At 70.0% G+C, this 18,709-nt stretch carries 18 protein-coding genes, 1 pseudogene and 1 riboswitch; of the genes and pseudogenes, 11 read left to right on the top strand and 8 right to left on the bottom strand.

Annotation, left to right across the window (positions count from 1 at the left end):
- Positions 1 to 51: 51 nt before the first annotated feature.
- On the bottom strand, positions 52 to 1,266 hold the full coding sequence (locus ACFSKW_RS05635; protein WP_379569853.1) for an alpha/beta fold hydrolase: 1,215 nt from the start codon (positions 1,264 to 1,266) through the stop codon (positions 52 to 54).
- A 201-nt stretch (positions 1,267 to 1,467) separates the two neighbouring features.
- Between ACFSKW_RS05635 and ACFSKW_RS05630 the strand changes: the two genes are divergently transcribed.
- Positions 1,468 to 2,091 carry a TetR family transcriptional regulator gene (locus tag ACFSKW_RS05630; protein WP_379569851.1) on the top strand — a complete coding sequence of 208 codons (624 nt, stop codon included), beginning with the start codon at positions 1,468 to 1,470 and terminating at the stop codon, positions 2,089 to 2,091.
- A 309-nt stretch (positions 2,092 to 2,400) separates the two neighbouring features.
- Positions 2,401 to 2,543: riboswitch (cyclic di-AMP (ydaO/yuaA leader) on the top strand.
- Positions 2,544 to 2,556: 13 nt separating this feature from the next.
- Positions 2,557 to 3,474 (top strand): D-alanyl-D-alanine carboxypeptidase family protein, encoded by a 918-nt coding sequence (locus tag ACFSKW_RS05625; protein ID WP_379569849.1) that lies wholly within the window; start codon positions 2,557 to 2,559, stop codon positions 3,472 to 3,474.
- Between the two features lie 15 nt (positions 3,475 to 3,489).
- On the opposite strand, the gene ACFSKW_RS05620 is transcribed toward ACFSKW_RS05625, so the two are convergent.
- Entirely contained in the window at positions 3,490 to 4,221 is a 732-nt protein-coding gene (locus ACFSKW_RS05620) for a class I SAM-dependent methyltransferase (protein WP_379569847.1), read from the bottom strand.
- A 139-nt stretch (positions 4,222 to 4,360) separates the two neighbouring features.
- Between ACFSKW_RS05620 and ACFSKW_RS05615 the strand changes: the two genes are divergently transcribed.
- Positions 4,361 to 5,221, top strand: a complete 861-nt coding sequence (locus ACFSKW_RS05615; RefSeq protein WP_379569845.1) for an SDR family NAD(P)-dependent oxidoreductase — start codon at positions 4,361 to 4,363, stop codon at positions 5,219 to 5,221.
- 136 nt (positions 5,222 to 5,357) lie between these two features.
- Here the strand turns inward: ACFSKW_RS05615 and ACFSKW_RS05610 are convergent, their stop codons facing one another.
- Positions 5,358 to 6,356 (bottom strand): hypothetical protein, encoded by a 999-nt coding sequence (locus tag ACFSKW_RS05610; RefSeq protein WP_379569843.1) that lies wholly within the window; start codon positions 6,354 to 6,356, stop codon positions 5,358 to 5,360.
- Positions 6,357 to 6,569: 213 nt separating this feature from the next.
- Between ACFSKW_RS05610 and ACFSKW_RS05605 the strand changes: the two genes are divergently transcribed.
- The 4 genes from ACFSKW_RS05605 to ACFSKW_RS05590 all read left to right on the top strand — a co-directional run bounded on the left by ACFSKW_RS05605 (position 6,570) and on the right by ACFSKW_RS05590 (position 11,489).
- Complete coding sequence (locus tag ACFSKW_RS05605; RefSeq protein WP_379569841.1) at positions 6,570 to 8,420, top strand: hypothetical protein; 1,851 nt, start codon at positions 6,570 to 6,572, stop codon at positions 8,418 to 8,420.
- A 188-nt stretch (positions 8,421 to 8,608) separates the two neighbouring features.
- Positions 8,609 to 8,782 (top strand): hypothetical protein, encoded by a 174-nt coding sequence (locus tag ACFSKW_RS05600; protein WP_379569839.1) that lies wholly within the window; start codon positions 8,609 to 8,611, stop codon positions 8,780 to 8,782.
- 313 nt (positions 8,783 to 9,095) lie between these two features.
- Positions 9,096 to 9,722: a hypothetical protein gene (locus tag ACFSKW_RS05595; protein ID WP_379569837.1), complete on the top strand. Its 627-nt coding sequence runs from the start codon at positions 9,096 to 9,098 to the stop codon at positions 9,720 to 9,722.
- Between the two features lie 99 nt (positions 9,723 to 9,821).
- Positions 9,822 to 11,489 (top strand): serine/threonine-protein kinase, encoded by a 1,668-nt coding sequence (locus ACFSKW_RS05590; RefSeq protein ID WP_379569835.1) that lies wholly within the window; start codon positions 9,822 to 9,824, stop codon positions 11,487 to 11,489.
- On the opposite strand, the gene ACFSKW_RS05585 is transcribed toward ACFSKW_RS05590, so the two are convergent.
- Positions 11,486 to 11,665 (bottom strand): hypothetical protein, encoded by a 180-nt coding sequence (locus ACFSKW_RS05585; RefSeq protein ID WP_379569833.1) that lies wholly within the window; start codon positions 11,663 to 11,665, stop codon positions 11,486 to 11,488. The genes ACFSKW_RS05590 and ACFSKW_RS05585 overlap by 4 nt on opposite strands.
- Positions 11,666 to 12,027: 362 nt before the next feature.
- A complete protein-coding gene (locus ACFSKW_RS05580) occupies positions 12,028 to 12,627 on the bottom strand; it encodes an MFS transporter (protein ID WP_379569831.1) in 600 nt (199 codons plus the stop codon).
- Positions 12,628 to 12,792: 165 nt separating this feature from the next.
- Between ACFSKW_RS05580 and ACFSKW_RS05575 the strand changes: the two genes are divergently transcribed.
- Entirely contained in the window at positions 12,793 to 13,413 is a 621-nt protein-coding gene (locus ACFSKW_RS05575) for an L-threonylcarbamoyladenylate synthase (RefSeq protein WP_379569829.1), read from the top strand.
- Between the two features lie 196 nt (positions 13,414 to 13,609).
- Positions 13,610 to 15,121, top strand: coding sequence for a glycoside hydrolase family 6 protein (locus ACFSKW_RS05570; protein ID WP_379570143.1), 1,512 nt, complete (start codon positions 13,610 to 13,612; stop codon positions 15,119 to 15,121).
- A 184-nt stretch (positions 15,122 to 15,305) separates the two neighbouring features.
- On the opposite strand, the gene ACFSKW_RS05565 is transcribed toward ACFSKW_RS05570, so the two are convergent.
- The gene (locus tag ACFSKW_RS05565; protein WP_379569827.1) at positions 15,306 to 16,529 is read right to left on the bottom strand and encodes a serine hydrolase domain-containing protein; all 1,224 of its coding nucleotides are present in this window, start codon (positions 16,527 to 16,529) and stop codon (positions 15,306 to 15,308) included.
- 181 nt (positions 16,530 to 16,710) lie between these two features.
- Positions 16,711 to 16,878: a hypothetical protein gene (locus tag ACFSKW_RS05560; protein ID WP_379569825.1), complete on the bottom strand. Its 168-nt coding sequence runs from the start codon at positions 16,876 to 16,878 to the stop codon at positions 16,711 to 16,713.
- Positions 16,879 to 16,925: 47 nt separating this feature from the next.
- Here ACFSKW_RS05560 and ACFSKW_RS05555 point away from each other — a divergent pair.
- Together ACFSKW_RS05555 and ACFSKW_RS05550 are read left to right on the top strand one after the other, a co-directional pair.
- A pseudogene (locus ACFSKW_RS05555) lies at positions 16,926 to 17,099 on the top strand (GntR family transcriptional regulator); the annotation flags it as partial.
- A gap of 80 nt (positions 17,100 to 17,179) precedes the next feature.
- Entirely contained in the window at positions 17,180 to 18,358 is a 1,179-nt protein-coding gene (locus ACFSKW_RS05550) for an aminotransferase-like domain-containing protein (protein WP_379569823.1), read from the top strand.
- 97 nt (positions 18,359 to 18,455) lie between these two features.
- Here ACFSKW_RS05550 and ACFSKW_RS05545 read toward each other — a convergent pair whose 3' ends face one another.
- Positions 18,456 to 18,680: a GNAT family N-acetyltransferase gene (locus tag ACFSKW_RS05545; RefSeq protein ID WP_379570141.1), complete on the bottom strand. Its 225-nt coding sequence runs from the start codon at positions 18,678 to 18,680 to the stop codon at positions 18,456 to 18,458.
- Between the last annotated feature and the right edge of the window lie 29 nt (positions 18,681 to 18,709).

Raw genomic sequence — 18,709 nt, 5'->3', positions numbered from 1 at the left:
GAACGCCGGACAGCCCCGGCGGGTCGGCGAGCGTCCATGGCTGTTCGATGGTCATGCGAGGGCGCCGTCGTCGAGCGCCCGCGCGGCTTCGACGGGCGCGTAGGCGGCGAGCGCGGCCACGAGGCGGCGGATCTCGTTCAGGGCCGTGCGTGGAAGACGAGCGAAGCGGGCGACGTCGAGCTCGTTGGCGATGGTGAGCACGGCGAAGTCGACGAGGTCGGCCTCATGGATCGGCGTGATGTCGCCGGTGAAGCGATCACGGACGGGAAGCGGTTGGCGCCCGAGGTCGCGGTAGGTGTGGGATCGGTTACAGGCGCCATAGAGATAGACGAGCGACTCGGCATCGGACCCGATGACGCGTTCGAGCCGTCGCCGCTCCGTCGTCGCCATGAGCGCGTGCGGGAACCCGTCGGTGCCGTAGGTCGCGTGGCAGATGGCGGCCAGCTGGGTACGTGGCGCGGCGGACCACGCCACGGTGAGGGCGTGCACCCTGTGCAGGTGGGCGAGCAGCGTTCCACCTGGGTGGTCGAGCCGGTCGGCGCCCAGCGAGCGTTGCAGCGCGAAGGCACGACGGGCGGTCGTCCCGGTGGCGAGCCACGTCGACGCGCGGTCCGCGACGATGCGGGCGAGCTCATCGGGAGCATCACGAGCTACCAGGTGACCTGCGGCAGGCACCTGAGAGACCGTGACCGCAGGGTTGGCGGCGCGGAAGCGCTCCACCTCAGCGTCGATGAGCGGTGAGCGCGGCCCGCCACGAACGAGCAGGATCGGCAGCTCGATCTTCGCGGCTGTCGCCAGAAGCTCGGGACCGCGTTCGAGGATGTCCTCGACGAGCTCGGCGTGGATGTGGCGGAGGCCACGGGCATCGAGCCAGGCGCGAACCCGATCGGGATCGGGATCGGGTACGACGTCGACGAGCACCAACCCGGCGACATGTCGTGCCGCGCGTGGGTCGGCGAGGGCCGCGATGGCGGCCAGCCCGCCGAGGGAGGCGCCGACCACGACGACCGGTGCCGGCTCTCGGCAGATCATCGCGGTCACGTCCTGCTCGATGGCCCGCAGCGTCGTTGCCCGTCCCGAGCTGTCGCCGTGACCGCGCAGGTCGAAGGCCACGGTCCGGAGCCCGGACAGGGCGAGCGCCGCCGCGACCGGCGTCCACACACCGCGACGTTCGGCTCCGGCGTGGAGCAGGATGACGGTCGGACCGATGCCGGTGGCCGTGCCTCGCAGCGTCACGTCTCCTCGGGCGAGGGTGACTTCGGTCATCGCTGGTCGGAGCCCGGCTCGTCCCGGCGCCTGCCGCCAGGGACGGCACCGAATCGTCGAGCGAGGCCCTCACGGGAGGCCGGAACCTCGTTCCCTCGCGACGTCGTGAGGTCGACCACAGGCATGTCCGCACCCCTTACCTTGAGCTGTCAAGGTACGATACGACCCGCTGCCTTGGCCGGTCAAGGTAAGGTTGGAGTCGTGGGGACACGCCGTACACGAAGACCGCCTGAAGAGGCTCGCCGGCTGATCCTCGACGCCGCGGCAGCGCTGCTCGCCGACGGAGGCGTCGCGGCGGTCCAGGTGCGTGCCGTCGCCGCCCGGGTCGGCATGACCGACGCCGGCGTGACACACCACTTCCAGAGCCGCGACAACCTGCTGCGCGAACTGCTTCGACACGGTGGACGCCAACTGAGAGCCGCTGTGCAGGACGTTCTCTCGTCGTGGCTGGAGCAGGGCGCCGACCTCCTGGAGCTCGTCGAGTCACTCGCAGGTCTGTACCGGCAGGGCTACGGCGAGCTGGCGGTCGCGCTGCATGCTGCGGGCTGGCGAGAGCATGGCGACGGGATGCTGAACCCGGTTGTCGACGCACTCCACAGGCTTCGGCCGTCCGCGGCTTCGACCGAGGACACGCGGCTCGCGGTCGCGGCCCTCCACCAAGCGATGGCGATGGAGCCTCTCTACGGGAGTGCCTTCCGCCGCAGCGCCGGCCTCACCGGCGTCGCGGCGAGCGACCCGACCGCGCAGCTGCGCTGGTGGACGCGCCAACTCCACCTCGCGCTCGACCTCGAACCGTCCCCGCTCCGACATGACCGGGGACGCTGAGTCAACGGACGCGGCTGGGGCGCGGATCGAGCCGGTTCCGCCTGCTGGCGGTCGGTGTCGCACCTTGCCGGCTCGGTGCTGCGATCACCGCGCGTACAAGCTCATCGTGAAGGCCGACTGGGACAACATCTGGAACGACGGCTGGGGGTCGATCGCCGACGCGTAGCGGATCGGGCGGGAGCGAGTGTGGAGTATTTGCCCCTTTTGTGCAGTTTGGCTATTTTTAGTGCATTGTGCAGCGAGCCGTCGACTCGTCCGTTGCCATTGCATTGCCCGGACCGCGCGTCTCCTGAGGCTCATCCGCAGGACGACACTCGGCCGCCGAATCCGTATCCACGGAACCGGGGACCCACTTCCCTTGGGGTGAATCGAACGCCGGCTCAGCCGCGTCCGTAGGGCACTTCCCAGCCCGAACCCGTCAGCTAACCCGGTAGGCGGCATGGAAGCTAGGAGCACAACCCCTTCATGCCCACGTACCTCAAGAACCGGCTGGGCCGCGCGCTGCTCGGCGTCGCCATCACCGCAGGCGCCGTGACCGCCGTCGCCCCTGTCGCACAGGCCGCCCCACCGGCCGGTTCGGTCGTTTCACCGGCTCCCCGTGCCCACGTTCCCGCCCCCTCCGCTGACGCCCCCGCGGTGCTCGGCCGTGCCGCCCATGTGATCGACGCCAAGACCGGCAAGGTCTACTTCAGCAAGAAGGCCGATCTTCGGGTCCCGGTGGCCAGCATTACCAAGGTGATGACCGCCTACACCGTGTTGAAGCAGGCCAAGCCGACCGACGTGGTCGAGGTCACCGCCAAGGACGTGCGTTACGCGTCGAGGGGCGGCGCCTCGGTGGCGTACCTGCGCGCCGGTGACCGGCTCACCGTGGAGGACCTGCTGTACGCCCTGATGCTGCCCTCCGGCGCGGACGCCGCCCACGCGCTCGCCCGCACGTACGGGCCTGGTGTCGACGCGTTCACGGCGAAGATGAACGCCAACGCCCGCGAGCTCGCCATGAAGGACACACTGTACGTCAACGTCGACGGGATGCCCGCCAAGGGCGGCGGCTACTCCACCGCACGCGACCAGGTGCGGCTCGCCCAGGCGGCGCTGAACAACCAGTTGATCAAGAAGGTCGGCTCCACCCGGCACCGCTCGATCCCTGAGACGGCGGAGCACCGCGCCTACTCCTGGCGGAACACGAATCGCCTCCTCCGCACGCCGGGCACCATCGGCCTGAAGACCGGATTCACGCGCGCCGCGGGCTACACCCTCGCCTTCGCCGCCGACCGGGACGGCCGTCAGCTGGTCGGCGTGCTTCTGGGAGAGAGCAGCTCCAGCCGCCGCTTCGAGACCGCTCAGGCGCTCCTCGACTGGGCGGCGACCAGCAGGCAACCCTGACAACTCGACAGCAGCTTAACCGGCGGCCTGCAGCTGGAATTGCAGGTCGGAGGCGCCTGGCGACTCCAGGACCGAGACCGCGATCAGGCCGGCGGCTGCGGCAAGGCTCTCGAATCCTGAGCGGGTGTACCAGTGCAGTACCCAGGGGCGGTCCACGACGGTGCTCTCGCCGTCGCGGCACCGCTCGTAGCGCAACACCGTCGTCTGCGTCCGCGCGGAATCGCTACGCTCCTCGGACACCACCGAGACCCGCAACTCTGCACCGTCGTCCGCTGTAGCGGTGCGCACCCGGCCGATCCGTTCGGCAGGTGTGGGCGATGGGACGAACAGCGGCACCAGGGCGGTGCCGCCCACGGCGAGATGGTCGCGGATGCGGTGAAGGGCGGCCAGAGCGATGGAGTCGTCGGGGAGCAGGTTGAAAGTCGGCCCGGCAAGAAAGATCGCACGGTAGCGGCGTGGCAGATCGAGCGCCTCCATGCGCTGGTGGTAGACGACGACATCGACGCCTTGCTTCCGCGCCCGGTGACGGCACCGCTGCAGCATGTCCGCCGAGGAGTCGACACCCTCGACGTCGAGGCCGCGCCGACGCAGGTCGAGCAATGGATCGCCGTCCCCGCACCCCAGCTCCAGAGCCGGGGAACCAGCCTCTTGGACGAACGCCGCGTAGGGCTCTGGATCTTGGGCCACGGACTTCAGCGGCCCGTATAACTCGGCGACGATGCCTGTATAGAAATCAGCAGGATGCACGCCCGCACCTTACGCGTCAGCCGAATGCCCGGCGACATCATTTCCGGCGTCTCGCCACCCGCTCACCACGACGACGTCTCAGTGTTCGTGGTCGCGCGGGTTTGCGTTCGAGCGCGCTCGAAACCATAGCGTTCTCGCCATGACGACACAGACCTGGATCATCACCGGCGCGTCCCGCGGTTTCGGGCGCGCACTGGCGGAGTCGGCGCTCGCGGCGGGCGACAACGTGGTGGCGGCGGTGCGCCGGCCCGAGAGCGTGGCCGACCTGGAGGCCGCGTACCCGGACACCTTCCTGATCGCGAAGTTCGACGCCCGCGACGTCGCCGCGGCCGCGGACCTCGTGCAGGGCACGCTCGACCGCTTCGGGCAGGTGGACGTGCTGGTCAACAACGCGGGCCGGGCCGTGGTGGGAGCGGTTGAGGAGGTCAGTGACTCGCGGTTGCGCGAGCTGATGGAGCTGCACCTGTTCGGCCCCGCAGCCCTCGTCCGAGCGGCGCTGCCGGCGATGCGGGGCAGGGGCACGGGGACGATCGTGCAGATGAGCAGCCAGGGCGGGCGCATGTCGTTCCCCGGCGTGTCGGCGTACTCCGCGTCGAAGTTCGCCCTCGAAGGCTGGTCCGAGGCCCTGGCAGGGGAGGTGGCGCCGTTCGGGATCCGCGTGATGATCGTCGAGCCCAGCCGGTTCAGGACCGACTTCAACGCGGCCGACGTGCTCGAGTTCGCCGAGGCGTCCGAGACCTACCGCGACCTGCTCGCCGCCGTCCGCGCGGACATGGCGGGGACCGACGGCCTGCAGGAAGGCGACCCGGCGCGGGCGGCCGAGATCATCGTGTCCCTCGCGCACAGTGACGAGGTGCCGCTGCGGCTGCCGCTCGGGCGCGAGGCGGTCGAGCGTATCTCGGGTGTCTACCGGCGTGGCCTGGAGCAGGTCGAGCAGTGGGCCGAGACCGCCCGCAGCGCCGACTTCGAGGGCGTCCCTGCGTCGGTCCGGCCGATCTAGGCCGGCTGCCATGGCGGCTCGACGTGCTGCTCGAACATCGCGACACCATCCGCCGTCGGATCCGTGAGCTGACCCTCTCCCTCATGGCGGTCGAGCACAAGATCACCACGTACGATGGGCGAGGCCCCGCATGCGGTCACACCCAGCCCCGCTCGCGCGCCGTCAACGCTGCTTGTGCGCGGTTGCCGGCATCGAGCGCACACAGCAGGTCCGCTATGTGCCGGCGGTAGGTGCGCAGCGACATGCCGGCCCGCTGGGCGCCCACCTCGTCCTTGCTCACGGTGCACATGCAGGTCAGCACACGCTGCTGCGTCTCGGAGAGCCGGGTGATCCGCCCGGCACCGGGGGCCGTCAGCGTGGCGAAGTCCGTCGCCGCCGCCCACAGCCTCTCGAAGAGGCTGACGACGCCGCCCACCAGGGTGCTCTCCTCGATGAGAAGGGCACCCCTGGCGGTGTCGTGGACGTCGATCGGGAGCAGCGCCGTGTGGCTGTCGTAGACCAGCATCTGGTGCGACAGTTCGTTCGCGACTCTGATCTGCGCACCGTTGGCGTGCAGTTCCCGCAGATGGGCCAGAGTGGCCGCGTCCTCAAGGGCGGTCGTGCGCACGAGATTCCTGATGCGTACGCCGCGCCGCAGACAGCGGACGTCGACGGGCCGCCTGTGGGTGATGTTCTCCTGCGGCAGCGTGTCGTAGGGCTCGGCCGCCAGTACCTCTTCCTGGGCGCTGAAGGCGAGTTCGTCGATGTGGGCGCGTACCTCCCGCGGGTCTTCCAGCCGGCGGAACGTCACGCCCGCGCCGTCGGCCGTCTCGGAGAGCTCCGGCAGCGGGTCCTGCCGGTCGCGCTGCAGCGAGCGCAGTATGGGCCAAGGGTTGGTGAGCTGGCGTATCGTCCGGTGCATCGCCGCCAACTGCTTCTCCATCAGACGGGGCACGGCCACACCGGGCTCTGTCGCCCACGTGCTCTCGTCGTCCCCGTGCAGGAGCCGCAGGTCACGCAGACGCGAGATCGCCTGCGTCGCTCCCCCCTCGCCGAAGGGGAACATCCCGTGGATATCGTGCGCGGGTGTGCGTGGATTGCGCAGGAAGTAGCGGTAGACATCCTCCTCGGCGCCGCTCAGACCGAGTACGGACATGGTGCGGCCCTGCATGTCTCCCCCCGCGAGTTCGGTCCCGGTGCCTGGTGACCACGGAGCACAAACTAGCCGGGAAGCAAACAAACCAAGTCTCACGGGAGTCTCACAGTCTCAGCGGAGGGCGGCAGACCGCTTCCCCGCCGCGTCACACAGACGAGGACGTGTTCGCCGTGTGCAGCGATGGCCGTTCGCCGGAGAATGCAAGGAGATCTGATGGGAGAAACACGAGCCGCCGGGCCGGCGCCGCGGGTGAGTCCCGACGTTCTGCGGGAGGCACTGGACCGGCATCCGCTCGTCAACCTCACCGGCCCCCTCGGCATCGGCAAGTCCCGACTCGTGTCGAGCCTGGCCTCGGTGTCGGTTCTGGATCTGTCGCAGCCGGACGCACTGGAGGCCGTACCGGCCGCGCTCGCCGAGGACACCAGGGCACCGCTGGCCCTCGACAGCGCGGACAGCCCGGACGCGCTGTCCGCGCTGGAAGCCGTGCGGGCGCGGCGACAGCAGGACGGCAGGCCGGTGCTGGTCGTGAGCAGACGCTCGCTGCTGGCCCACCCGAAGTGGACCCTGTCGGGGGCCACGGTGCTCAGGGTTTCCGCATGGGAGGACGAGCGGATCAGGAAGCTGGCAGCGGACGCGCAGCTGCACGCCCCGCAGAGCCAGGACCTGGTCGTCCGCCTCGCCGCAGGCAATCCACTGATCGCCGGCGCGGCGTGCAGGGCGCTGCACGCGGGTGCGTCGCCGCACGTTCCGGGGACGGTGGCCGACCAGATCACTCAGGAGATCATCGAGCGGCTCTCCCGTGAACTGCCCGCACAGCGATGGCGAGGCACACTCGACCGGCTGGCCACCATGTGGTCGGGCGACGAGGCGCTGCTGCAGGCCGACCCGGAAGTCTTCGACGCCCTGCGCGGGCTCAGCGTCGTAGCCCGCTCGGAACTCGGGCTCGCCGTGGTCGAGCCGTTCCGCAGCGTGATCGAGCTGGCTCACCGGTGGCGGCAGCCCACCGCTCACCGCGGCACGCGGACCCGGGCGCTGGCCTACCGCAAGCGCCTGCTGGCCACAGAGCCCAGCGCTGAGCACCGCAGTCGACTCGCCGAGAGCGTCATGGCCCTGTCCGATGACGACGCCGTGCGCGAGACGCTGTTCCCCGCGAGTTCCTCCACGGGCCTGGTTCACACCGCCGACCCGGGAGACGCGGACGACATAGGCGAGCTGATGCACTGGTGGGCCCGGAGCGGAGGGCTGGACACCCGGCGGACGGACCGCATGGTGGAGCAATGGCTGCGCGACGATCCGTCGGGCTTCCAACTGCTCAGGGACGGCGATGGCCGAGCCGCCGGCCTCATCGGCCTGCTCCACGTCGCCGAGCGCACCGTGCCCAGCGTGGAGTCGCTGCTCCAAGAGCATGCCGACGGGCTGTTCGGCCGGCCTCGGGGCGCAGGCAGCCTGGTCCTTGGCGCCGCCTACTGCCCCGACCGGGGCCTGCACGCGTTCCTCCTGCGGCACCTACTTCACCAGGTCCGCTCGCGCGGCCTGCTGCTGACGGTGTCCACTCCGAACCCCGACTACCAGCGGCTGCTGCGTGGTCTGCGGTTCCGGCGGCACGGTACGACCACCGATGACATCTACCGGTGCGGACGCAGGCCCGAGATCTACAGCCAGGATTTCGGCCGGGACGCGCTGCCCGACTGGGTGGAGCGGCTCGTCCCGGTCTCGGACGGGGTCGCCGCCCCCCAGGGCCCGACGGGCCGGGATGTGGGCTGGGCCCTGGCGCGCATCCGTGACGAGGCCGGACTCGCCGACAGTCCGCTCCTGGCTTGCGCACGTACGGCGACGGTGATGGACCTCCAGGAATGGCTGCGGGATGCCGTGCGCGCCCTGGAGGACGGCGACTCGCCGGAGGACGCCGAGGCGGGATGGATCCTGCGGCACTACTACCTGGGGCGACCGCGGACGCACCAGCAACTCGCCCTGCAACTCCACATCAGCCGGGCCACCTATTTCCGGCGGCTCCACCACGGTCTGGACACGCTGGGCCGTCTGCTGTCCACCGAGGATTCGTGACTCACGAGACGTCGCCGATGACAGGGACGGCCGCATCGCCCCCTGCGACAAGTCCGGTTCGGCTTGCATGATGCTGCCTTCGATTCCGCAGTATCTTGCCACCCGTCGATCTTCAAATTGCCCATCGCCCACGCCATCCTTGAACGAAACATTCGGCACGAATAAATCCTTCTAAGGGGGAAGCGGAAATGAAGAAGATGATCAGCCGGGCTTTGGCGGTAGTCGCGCTGTGTGGCGCGACGTTCATGGGTGCGGGCAGTGCATATGCCTGCGGCGGAGGCGCGGACTTCTCCGATGTCATCGTGTGCGTGACGTCGACGGCGGAGTTCACGGACGGTTCGGTACTCTCCTGCCGCGGCTGAGGTTCAGGCTCGGTTCATCGGATGGGGTGTGGGCGCGGTTCGCCTCGCCCCAATTCCGCTGCTCTGACGAAATGCGGCCAAGAACGCACGGCGAAAGCTGACTGGAAATCCAGATCCACCCCCTCTTCGGAATCGGGCTTCACATGACCACGGGTCGGTTGTCCTGTCCGAGCCGAGGTGGTGCACCCCCCGCACGATGACCAGAGGCCATCTCCCAGAGAGGAACGCCGTCTGTGCCGCCGCCGAGCCGATCTTCACGGGATCTCCACACAAGGCGGGCAGGGTCTGCACGTCGCGCTCCTACGATGTGCCCGTGACGGCCTCCCTGCAGCGGTTCACCACGCCGATTCTCCTGACCGCCATGGGCGTGGTGACGTTCGCGATGGTGGCCATGGGGCTGCACATCGGCCACTTGGTGACCTCGCTCTGGCTGCTGGCCCCGCTGGCCGAGGCACTCGCCTACCTCGTCGCGTTCGCCGTCTACCTGCCCATGACGACGGTCCTGTTGCGGCGGCGCCGGATCGCCGCAGGCGCTGCCGGCCTCGTACTCACGATCATCGGCCTCACCGCGCCTGTCACTCTGCAGTTCACCCCCGACCTGCGCGTCCCCCTCCGCTTTCACCTGGAACGCTTCGCCTTCACCCAGGTAGCGGACCTGGCCCACGAAGGTAAGCTCCCCGCCGGGCAGATCCACAGCTACCTCGGCGCCGAACTGCCGGCGCACCTGTGCTTCGTCTCGGCCAACTGCCGTGTCTCCGCCCTCGGCGCCAGCGGCGGCCAACCGATCCTGTTCCTGCCCGATTGGCTCGGCATCCCCGACGACGCCGTCGGCTATGCGCATTTCACGGGCGAGGCCACCGGGAACCTGACCGCCTACGGCATGCGCGTCTGCCCCTCCACTCGCCTGGGAGGTGGCTGGTGGTGGGTGGGCCCTTGCTGAGGATCCCGGCGAGCCGATGATCGCCCAGGGGGGAGCGGTACCGCCGCGCGAGGGCGCCCGGTGGGTGATTCGACGGTATTTCGATCATGTGAGGCGTGCGTGGACATCGGCCCCTACCGCATCATCCGCCAGCTAGGGCAGGGTGGGCAGGGCACGGTCTACCTGGGGCAGGACGAGCATGGTGGGCTCGCCGCCGTCAAGGTCATGAACGACGGGATCGACCGCGCCTTCGCCCGCGAGATCGCCGCCGCCCGTCAGGTGGACGAGTTCTGCACGGCCCGCGTCCTGCGAGCCGACCTCGACCACCGGCCGCCCTACGTGGCCAGCGAGTACATCGACGGCCCTGCGCTGGCGGCGATCGCCCCGATGCGCGGGGCGGCGCTGACCCGGCTGGCCATCGGCACCGCCACCGCGCTGGCCGCCATCCACCGGGCGGGCGTCGTCCACCGCGACTTCAAACCGGCCAACGTGCTCATCGGCCCCGACGGGCCACGCGTGATCGACTTCGGCATCGCCCGGCTGGTCGACCTCACCGCCACCAAGGACAGTACGTCGGGCACGCCGCCGTACATGGCGCCCGAGCAGTTCAGCGGCCGGCCGGTGGGCCCGGCGTCCGATGTGTTCGCGTGGGGTTCGACCATGGTCTACGCCGCCAATGGGCGGCCACCGTTCGGCAGCGACACCTTCGCCGCGACCGCCTACCGCATCCTGCACAGCGAGCCGGACCTGGGCGTGCTGACGGAACCACTGCGCGGGATCGTCGCCCGCTGCCTCGCCAAGGATCCCGCGCACCGGCCGTCGGCCCGTGACCTGCTGCTGGTGCTGCTCGGCGAGCGGGCGCCCGATCAGGAGGACGCCGCCCTGCGTCAGGGGGCCGAGGCGGCCCACGGCGGTGCCGTACAGGCCGGTGGTTCTGTGCGCGAACGCCCGACGGCGGAGCGCGGGTCCGGCGGGATCTCGCGGCGGGCGCTGCTGGCGGCAGGGGGAGCGGTCGCGGCGGCGGCGGCCGCCACGGGCGTGGTGTTGTGGCGAGGCGCGACCGGCCGCTCGAACGTGCCGGTGGGAGGATTCACCGGTTCGCCGACACCCACCACGACAGGGCCGGCGGCACCACCGACGCCCGACGACCTCCCTATCGCGCTGGCGAGCGCCGTCGGTGCGACGCCCATGGCCGACTTCTCCTTCGAGGCCTTCATGCCCCAGGGCACCTGGGCCACGAAGGCGAAAGGACAGCTGTCCTACGATCACGACGCGGTGTCATCGCTGGACACCCGCATGGACATGACCGTCACCGCCGAGCACATCGAGCTGACCAGGCGCGTGGTCCTCGCGGACGCCGAGTACGTCGACGGCAAGGAGGTGACCGACCCGTCGAAAGAGCCGATCATGCCGGAGGCCCGGTGCCCGCGTGCCATGGGCGCGGTGGGCGTCATCATCGATCTGGCCAGGCTGACCGAGAACGTGAAGGCGGCGGGCCGACGCTATTCGGGCGCGCTGGTCACCTCGAAGGCGCCGGCGTCGCTCCGGCGGCAGATCAGCGCGCTGGGCGGCCCCGAGCGGACCGAACAGGAGCTCGACAGGACCAGCCTGTCCTGGCAGCTGACGCTGGACGGGCAGAACAGACCGGCGAGATTCGAGCTCGCCTGGCACTTCAAGCTCGACGAGGTGACCCAGCTGACCGCCAGCTTCAGCACCGCATACAGCACGTGGCGTGAAGGGGAGCTTCGAGAGCCCGGCTCGCAGGTCACATCGCCCCGAACGACTTAGGTCGTGCTCTGGGGCGGTCCTGGTCGAGCGCTCCGGCCAGGGCCGCCTTTCCCTGCCGAGCGCGAGGACGCGACGGCCAGCGCCCACGAGAGCACCGTCACCGCCACCAGCCCCGCGAGGAACCACGGCAGCACCGGCAGCCTCTGGGTGCGGTGGTAGTACTCCCAGTCGGTCATCACCGCGGAAGTGCGCCCCTCCGGGTCGTAACGGACCGCCGCCCAGCGTGCACATGCTCACCCCGAGCCCCCACATGCCGGTGTGATGGCCGAGCCACACCCCTGCCGTGGGGAGCGCGAAACCCGCGACGGTCAGTGCCACGCCGCGCAGCACTCGAAGAGCCAGGTGACCACGCTCACCCATGAACGTCCGCCTCCCAAGATCGGCCAGCGGGGACGGCATCTCGTACAGCCATCGGCCGCCTGCACGCGGTACCCGGTCTCAGGCGGACAGTCTGGACCTGGCCCGATGCTCGCTCCACTCCCCGACACGAGGATGCTCCCGCTGGGGCAACCGGTCGGCTCGGCGGCGGCCGTACCGGCTAGGCCGGATCCAGCCGATCGGGTTCCCGGAGGGCGGGTCCTCGCTCGGAGCGGGGCGTGAAGACCATGACCGCCGCCACGAGCATGACGGACAGCAGTGCGTCGATCAGGAAGATCCAGCCATAGGAGAGGTGGTCGTCGACGGCGGCCACCGGCACCGGACCCAGACCCACGCCCACGAGGATCGCCGCTGTCGGCATCACGACCGCCTTCCACGCCTGCGCGGGGAAGGCGGCGAGGACGAGCCCGTAGCCCGCCCGGACCGCGATCGCGGCCGACAGTCCCTGCACGGCCCGGCCGCCGATCAGCACGCCGCCGGGAACGTCCAGGTCACCGGTCAGCATGTCGGAGGCGAAGGCGCACAGCAGAGAGGCGAGGCCGAAACCGGCCAGCCCGGACAGCAGGACCTTCACGCGAGCTTTCAGGGGGATCAGCACACCCGCGAAGGCCAGCACATAGGCGTAGATCGGCCAGTTGGTCAGGGCGGAATCCACCGGGGCGTCGAGCGGGAAATCCGGCAGCGCGGCGTCGAGTCGCGTGTTCGCGGAGAAGAGGAGGAGACTCACGGCAAAGGTGCCGAGCATCCTCCATCCGGGCATGACTCGGACCCTACCAAAGATCCTCGACTCGCCTTGAGCTCCTCAGGGGCCGTTGCCGCCGGGTTCCCGCCGCCTCGACGAAGGCTTCACCGCGTCCGGTACCTCCGGGCCGCCGTCGCGAGGTCGTGTGTCATGCGGTGGAGTGTTCGCTTCTAAGCTCTGGGTGTGGCGAAGTACTTCGATGTGCATCCGGACAGTCCTCAGCCTCGGCTGATCAGCCAGGTGGTCGAGCTTCTGCATGCGGACGGGCTGATCGCGTACCCGACGGACTCGTGCTACGCGCTGGGATGCCGGCTGGGCAACAAGGAGGGCATCGACCGGATCAGGGAGATCCGCAGCCTCGGCAGTGACCATCACTTCACCCTGGTATGCAGGGACTTCGCCCAGTTCGGCCAGTTCGTGCATGTCAGCAATGCGCAGTTCCGCTCGGTCAAGGCGGCGACCCCCGGCGGTTACACGTTCATCCTGCCCGCGACCAAGGAGGTGCCGCGGCGGTTGCTGCATCCCCGGAAGAAGACGGTCGGCGTCCGCATCCCCGATCACGTCGTCACGCAGGCACTGTTGGCCGAGTTCGGCGAACCGCTGGTGTCGAGCACCCTGCTGCTGCCCGATGAGACCGAGCCATTGACGCAGGGCTGGGAGATCAAGGAGAGGCTCGACCACGCGGTGGACGCCGTCATCGACTCCGGTGAGTGCGGCGCCACCCCGACGACGGTCGTCGACTTCTCGCAGGGCGAGCCTGAGATCCTTCGCCGGGGAACCGGGGACACGTCCCTCTTCGAGTAGGCGATCGCACGACCTCCTTGTTCAGGTGGTCACGGGGCTGGCCGGCGACGGCGACGGGGCCCGGCACGCCTCCTTCATCCGGCGCTCCGGTTTTCCGCAAATGGTCACGAAAGTGGCGAATCTCTGTGAGATTGGATCACCCCATGGTTTCGGATGCCTAGAAGGGACGCATGACGTGCGATCGTTATCCCGCGTGATGGCAGTCACGGCCTCGGTGGTGACAGCGTTGTCGATGGTCGCCGCACCCTCCGCCGCAGCAGCGCCCCAACTGGTGGTCAACGGCACGTTCACCAGCGGCACCGCGCCCTGGTGGAAGTCGGCGAACACCTCGATGGCCGTGGACGCGGAGCGGCTGTGGGTGACCGTGAAGGGCGGCACCGCCAACCCGTGGGACGCCATGGTGGCCCAGAACGACATCCCCCTGATCAAGGGCACCTCGTACACGCTGTCGTTCGACGCCTCGGCATCCGCCCCGGTCACCGCGGTCACCACCGTCCAGCTCGCGGATTCCCCGTACACCAACACCCTGACCAGGACGATCTCTCTCACCACGACGAGGAAGCGCTTCAGCTTCCCGTTCACCTCCAGCCTCAGCACGTCGGCCGGGCAGGTGTCATTCCAGCTCGGCAAGAACGCCGGCTTCCGCTTCTCCCTGGACGACGTCTCGCTGACCGAGAGGACGTCATCGCCGTCCCCGTCACCGACGGCTCCCACGTCGCCGAAGCCTTCGCCGACGGTTACCACCTCGCCGAAGCCTTCGCCGACGGCCACCACGTCACCGAAGCCTTCGCCCACGCCCACCACCTCGCCGAAGCCCGAGCAGCCGGGGTCCGGGCCGGTCGGCATGACCAACGGCTTCTACGTCGACCCGAACTCCAACCCGGCGACCTGGGTGCGGGACAACCCCGGTGACCCCCGGGCGGCGCGCATCAGGTCATCCATCTCGTCCAAGCCGATGGCCCGCTGGTTCGGAGGCTGGAGCGGCGACGTCCGCGCCGCCGTCTCCACGTATGTCAGCGCCGCGGACTCCGCCGACAAGCTCCCCGTCCTGGTGGCGTACAACATCCCCGGCCGCGACGCCTGTGGCGGGCACTCCGGTGGCGGGGCAGGCAGCGAGTCGGCGTACAAGACGTGGATCACCGCGTTCGCCTCCGGCATCGGCGACCGCCCCGCGGTCGTCATCATCGAGCCCGATTCTCTCGGCGACTTCGGCTGCATGAACGACGCGGCCATCCAGGCGCGCAACCGCATGCTGACGTACGCCACCCAGCAGTTCCGCGACAAGGCCCCCAACTCCTGGGCTTACCTCGATGCCGGCAACGCCGGCTGGGTAGCGGCAGGGACGATGGCGACGCGGCTCAAGAACGCGGGCGTGGGAGACGTTCGCGGCTTCGCGGTGAACGTCTCCAACTACTACCCGACCGCCCAGTCGGCCACCTACGCCTCCTCTGTCAGTTCGTCTCTGGGCGGCGGCGCCACGTGGGTGATCGACACCAGCCGCAACGGCAACGGCTCCAACGGCCAGTGGTGCAACCCGGCCGGCCGCAAGCTCGGCGCCCTCACCCAGCTCGGTGGTGGCGGTGGCACCGAGATGCTGCTGTGGGTGAAGATCCCCGGCGACTCCGACGGCAACTGCGGCATCGCCCCCAACACGCCCGCCGGCCAGTTCAGCCCCGCCATCGCCATCCGCCTGATCGACGGCGCCTGACCCGACGGCTGAGCCGTCCAGGCAGGGCCGCTGCCCCGATGGCGCCGTCGGGGCAGCGGCACCGCGGACCCGCAGCCTTACCAGTGGACGCGGCGCCTCAACCAGTCCCTGGAGCCGCTGGATCGTGGGGTCAGCGCGGTGGCCGCCAGGGTGGGGTTCACGAGCGCGAACGGGGCACGGGCACTCAGAGTCCGGTGACGGCGTGCCGTTCTCTCGTGATGATCGGCTGGATGTCCAGGTCGTAGTTGCACAGGATGATCCCGATCCAGTCGCTGTCGAGGTAGACCGACCAGTTGGTGTTGCCGCCCCCGATGCCGCCGCCGTGCCCGATCATCCGCTGGCCGTTGAAGATGGGCGCGGTCACGCCGTACCCCTGGAACGCCTCCTGCAGCGCGGGCTGGGGGTCGCCGGCCTGCGGCCGCGGGGTCATGGGAACCTTTCCGCTCTGGAACAGCTCGGTGTAGGGGCGGCTGAGCAGCTTGCCGCCCTGCAGAGCCAGCGCGAAGCGGACCAGGTCAGGCGCCGTGGCGAACCCGCCGCCGCCTCCGTTCCCGATGAACGCGCGCGCCGCGTTGGATCCTGGCGCGCCGCCCAGCACGGCGCCCTTGTCCAGGTTGCGCACGGCGTCGACCCGGCTGCCGTCCGACTGGTACATGTACGGGTGGGCGATGCGCTCGTCGCTCAGCCACTGCGGCCTGGTGAAGTAGCCGGAGCGGGTCATCCCTGCCGGGACGAGGATGTGGTCGTGGACGTAGTCCCAGAAGGTCTTGCCTGACACCTTGGCCACGATCTCGCCGAGAACCTCCATGCCCATGCTGCTGTAGGCGTGCCTGGAGCCGGGGGTGAACTCGAGCCGCTGCTCGCGCATCCGCTTCCTGAGGTCGGCCTGCTGCTCCTCGATGCTCTTGACGACCTTCTGCGGTGGCGGGGTGTCCCCTGGCCGGGTGGGATCGCCCATGCCCCCGGTGTGGGTGAGCAGATGGTGCACGGTGACGGTGCCGGCGATCTCGTCGGGGAGCCCGTCCAGGTAGGTGCCCAGCTTCTCATGGAATCTGATCTTGCGTTCTTGGGCGAGCTGGACGACCGCCAGCGCGGTGAACGGCTTGGAGGCGGAGGCGAGGTTGTAGACGGTGTCGATCCTGTTGGGGATCTTCTTCTCCTTGTCGGCCATCCCGTAGGCCCGGGCCAGGACGGTACGGCCGCGGTGGGCCAGCAGGACGGTGCCGGAGAACTCGTCGTCGTCGGCCAGCTTCGCGAGGAACCGATCGTAGGCCCCACCGGGACGAGCGTCCTTCGGTATGCGGTCGGCGTGAGCCGTACCGGATGTCATCAGCACGCCACTGGTGGCAAGAGGGGCGACGCCCAGCAGCCCGAGCGCGGAACGGCGGGACGGTTGGAACCCGTTCATCCGGATGTTCTCCTTCGTGGTCGGGGCCGGGCGCGCCCCGGCCATCCGCGAAGAGAGGCTGCTGGATCAGGTGTTAAAACGGAGTAACCGGCGTCCGGAGAGGGCTGTCACCTCATGCCCCGGCTTCGTCGCTGAAGGCGCGGTCTCCGGCCGCTCGGCGCGCATCAGTCCACCGGCGCGCTCACGGCCCGCCGGCGGGCTGGGCGGGCTCGACTCCCGACCGCGGGTCGGTGACGGGACCGCGCGACCGCCGCCACCGTGGGCTCGTCCGCGCAGGCCGCTCGGGTTCGACCGGAGCGGGGCCGAGGGTACCGATCGTGAGGCCGATGGCCAGGGCGATGTGTCTCATGACCACCAACCTAGGAAGAGCCTGGCCCAGAGATATAGTCCAGTTCCATGGAGAGTCAGTGGTCCAGATTGGGGCTGGACCTCCATCTGCGGCTCGCTCCCTCGCACGGCCTGCGGGCGGGCCTCGAGCACGCGCTGCGCGACGCGGTACGCGAGGGCCGGCTCGCGCCCGGCACGCCGCTGCCGTCCTCGCGCGCCCTGGCCAGAGACCTGAACGTGGCCCGCGGCACCGTCACCCAGGCCTACGACCAGCTGGTCGCCGAGGGTTACCTGACCTCGCGCGTCCCCGATCGGGGGTGTGGGTGGCCGACCACCCCGCCGCGCCGCGCCGTACGAGCATGCCGCCCCCGCGCACCACCCTGCCGCCGGTACCCGGGGTCGACCTGCGCTCGGGCCTGCCGGACCTGTCGACCTTCCCCAGGCGTGAGTGGCTGGCCGCGACCCGCCACGTCCTGCGGGGCGCACCCAACACCGCCTTCGGCTACGGTGACCCGACCGGCAGCGCCGAGCTCCGACGCGTGCTCGCGGAGTATCTCGGCCGGGCCAGAGGCGTGCTGACCACACCCGACCACATCATCGTGTGTGCGGGGTACGCACACGCGCTGCGGCTCGTCTTCCGGACGCTCGCCGACAGCGGCGCGACATCGATCGCCGTCGAGAACCCCTCCGAGCCCGACTACCCCCGCCTCGCCGCCCAGCACGGGCTGGAGGTCCGTCGCATCCCTGTCGACGGGGAGGGCCTGGCGGTGGCCGGGCTGGGCGGGGAGGCGGCCGTCGCCGTCACGCCCGCGCACCAGTACCCCCTCGGCGTCACGCTCAGCCCCTCCCGGCGCGCGCGGCTGCTGGCCTGGGCCAGGCGCACCGGCGGCTTCGTGATCGAGGACGACTACGACGGGGAGTTCCGCTACGACCGGCAGCCGGTCGGCGCCCTGCAAGGGCTCGCTCCCGATCGGGTCGTGTACGCGGGTACGGCCAGCAAGATGGTCGCCCCCGGCCTGCGCATCGCCTGGATCGCCGTGCCGGACGACCTGCTTCCTCTGGTGCGGCGCTCGATGCACTGGGACGAGGGCTACGTCGGCGTCATCGACCAGCTCGCGCTGGCGCACCTCATCAGGACCGGCGAGCTCGACCGGCATCTGCGCCGCTGCCGCGTCCGGTACCGGCGGCGTAGGGACCGGCTCGGCACGGCCGTCGAACGGCGGCTGCCGCACGCGCGACTGTCAGGGATCGCCGCAGGTCTGCACGCCGTCCTTCACCTGCCGGGCACCGGTATGGCGGAGGCGGAGCTGCTGGCCCACCTGGCCGGCCGGGGCGTCGCCGTCGACGCGCTGTCCATGTTCTACGGCCGGCCGGAGGAAGCGCCGCTCGGCGTGCTCATCGGCTACGCGACACCGCCGGAGCACGCCTTCGACCACGCGTTGCGCGAGCTGATCGCGGGCCTGCGCGAGTGCCTGCCGTCGGCCGGACCGCCGCTGCCGTGACGTCGTTCGACGCTTCCGCCCGCACAGCGCCGTGACGGTTCGCGCCGCTCGGTGGCGCATGTGGCCGGTCGACCCCCTGTGCGGCGTCGCGGGACCTTCACGTGACCCTCTGGATCGCGCGCCACTCGTCTTCGAGGATGCTGAACAGCTCGGAGTCTCGCCAGCCATCCCGGATCAACGTGGTGTGACGATGCCGTCCCTCCCACGTCATGCCGAGCTTACCGAGCACCCGAGCCGATCCGACGTTGCGCGGGTCACAGGTGGCATAGATCCGGTGGAGGTCGAGCTCCTCGAACCCTCGCGCGAGTAGCTCCTTCCCGATCGCTCAACGACGATGGCGCTCTCGAAAGC

The sequence above is a fragment of the Nonomuraea mangrovi genome, assembly GCF_042681425.1.
GTDB classification, from domain to species: Bacteria; Actinomycetota; Actinomycetes; order Streptosporangiales; family Streptosporangiaceae; genus Nonomuraea; species Nonomuraea mangrovi.
Note: the sequence above shows the minus strand (reverse complement) of the source record. Positions and strands in the feature narration are given on the sequence as shown.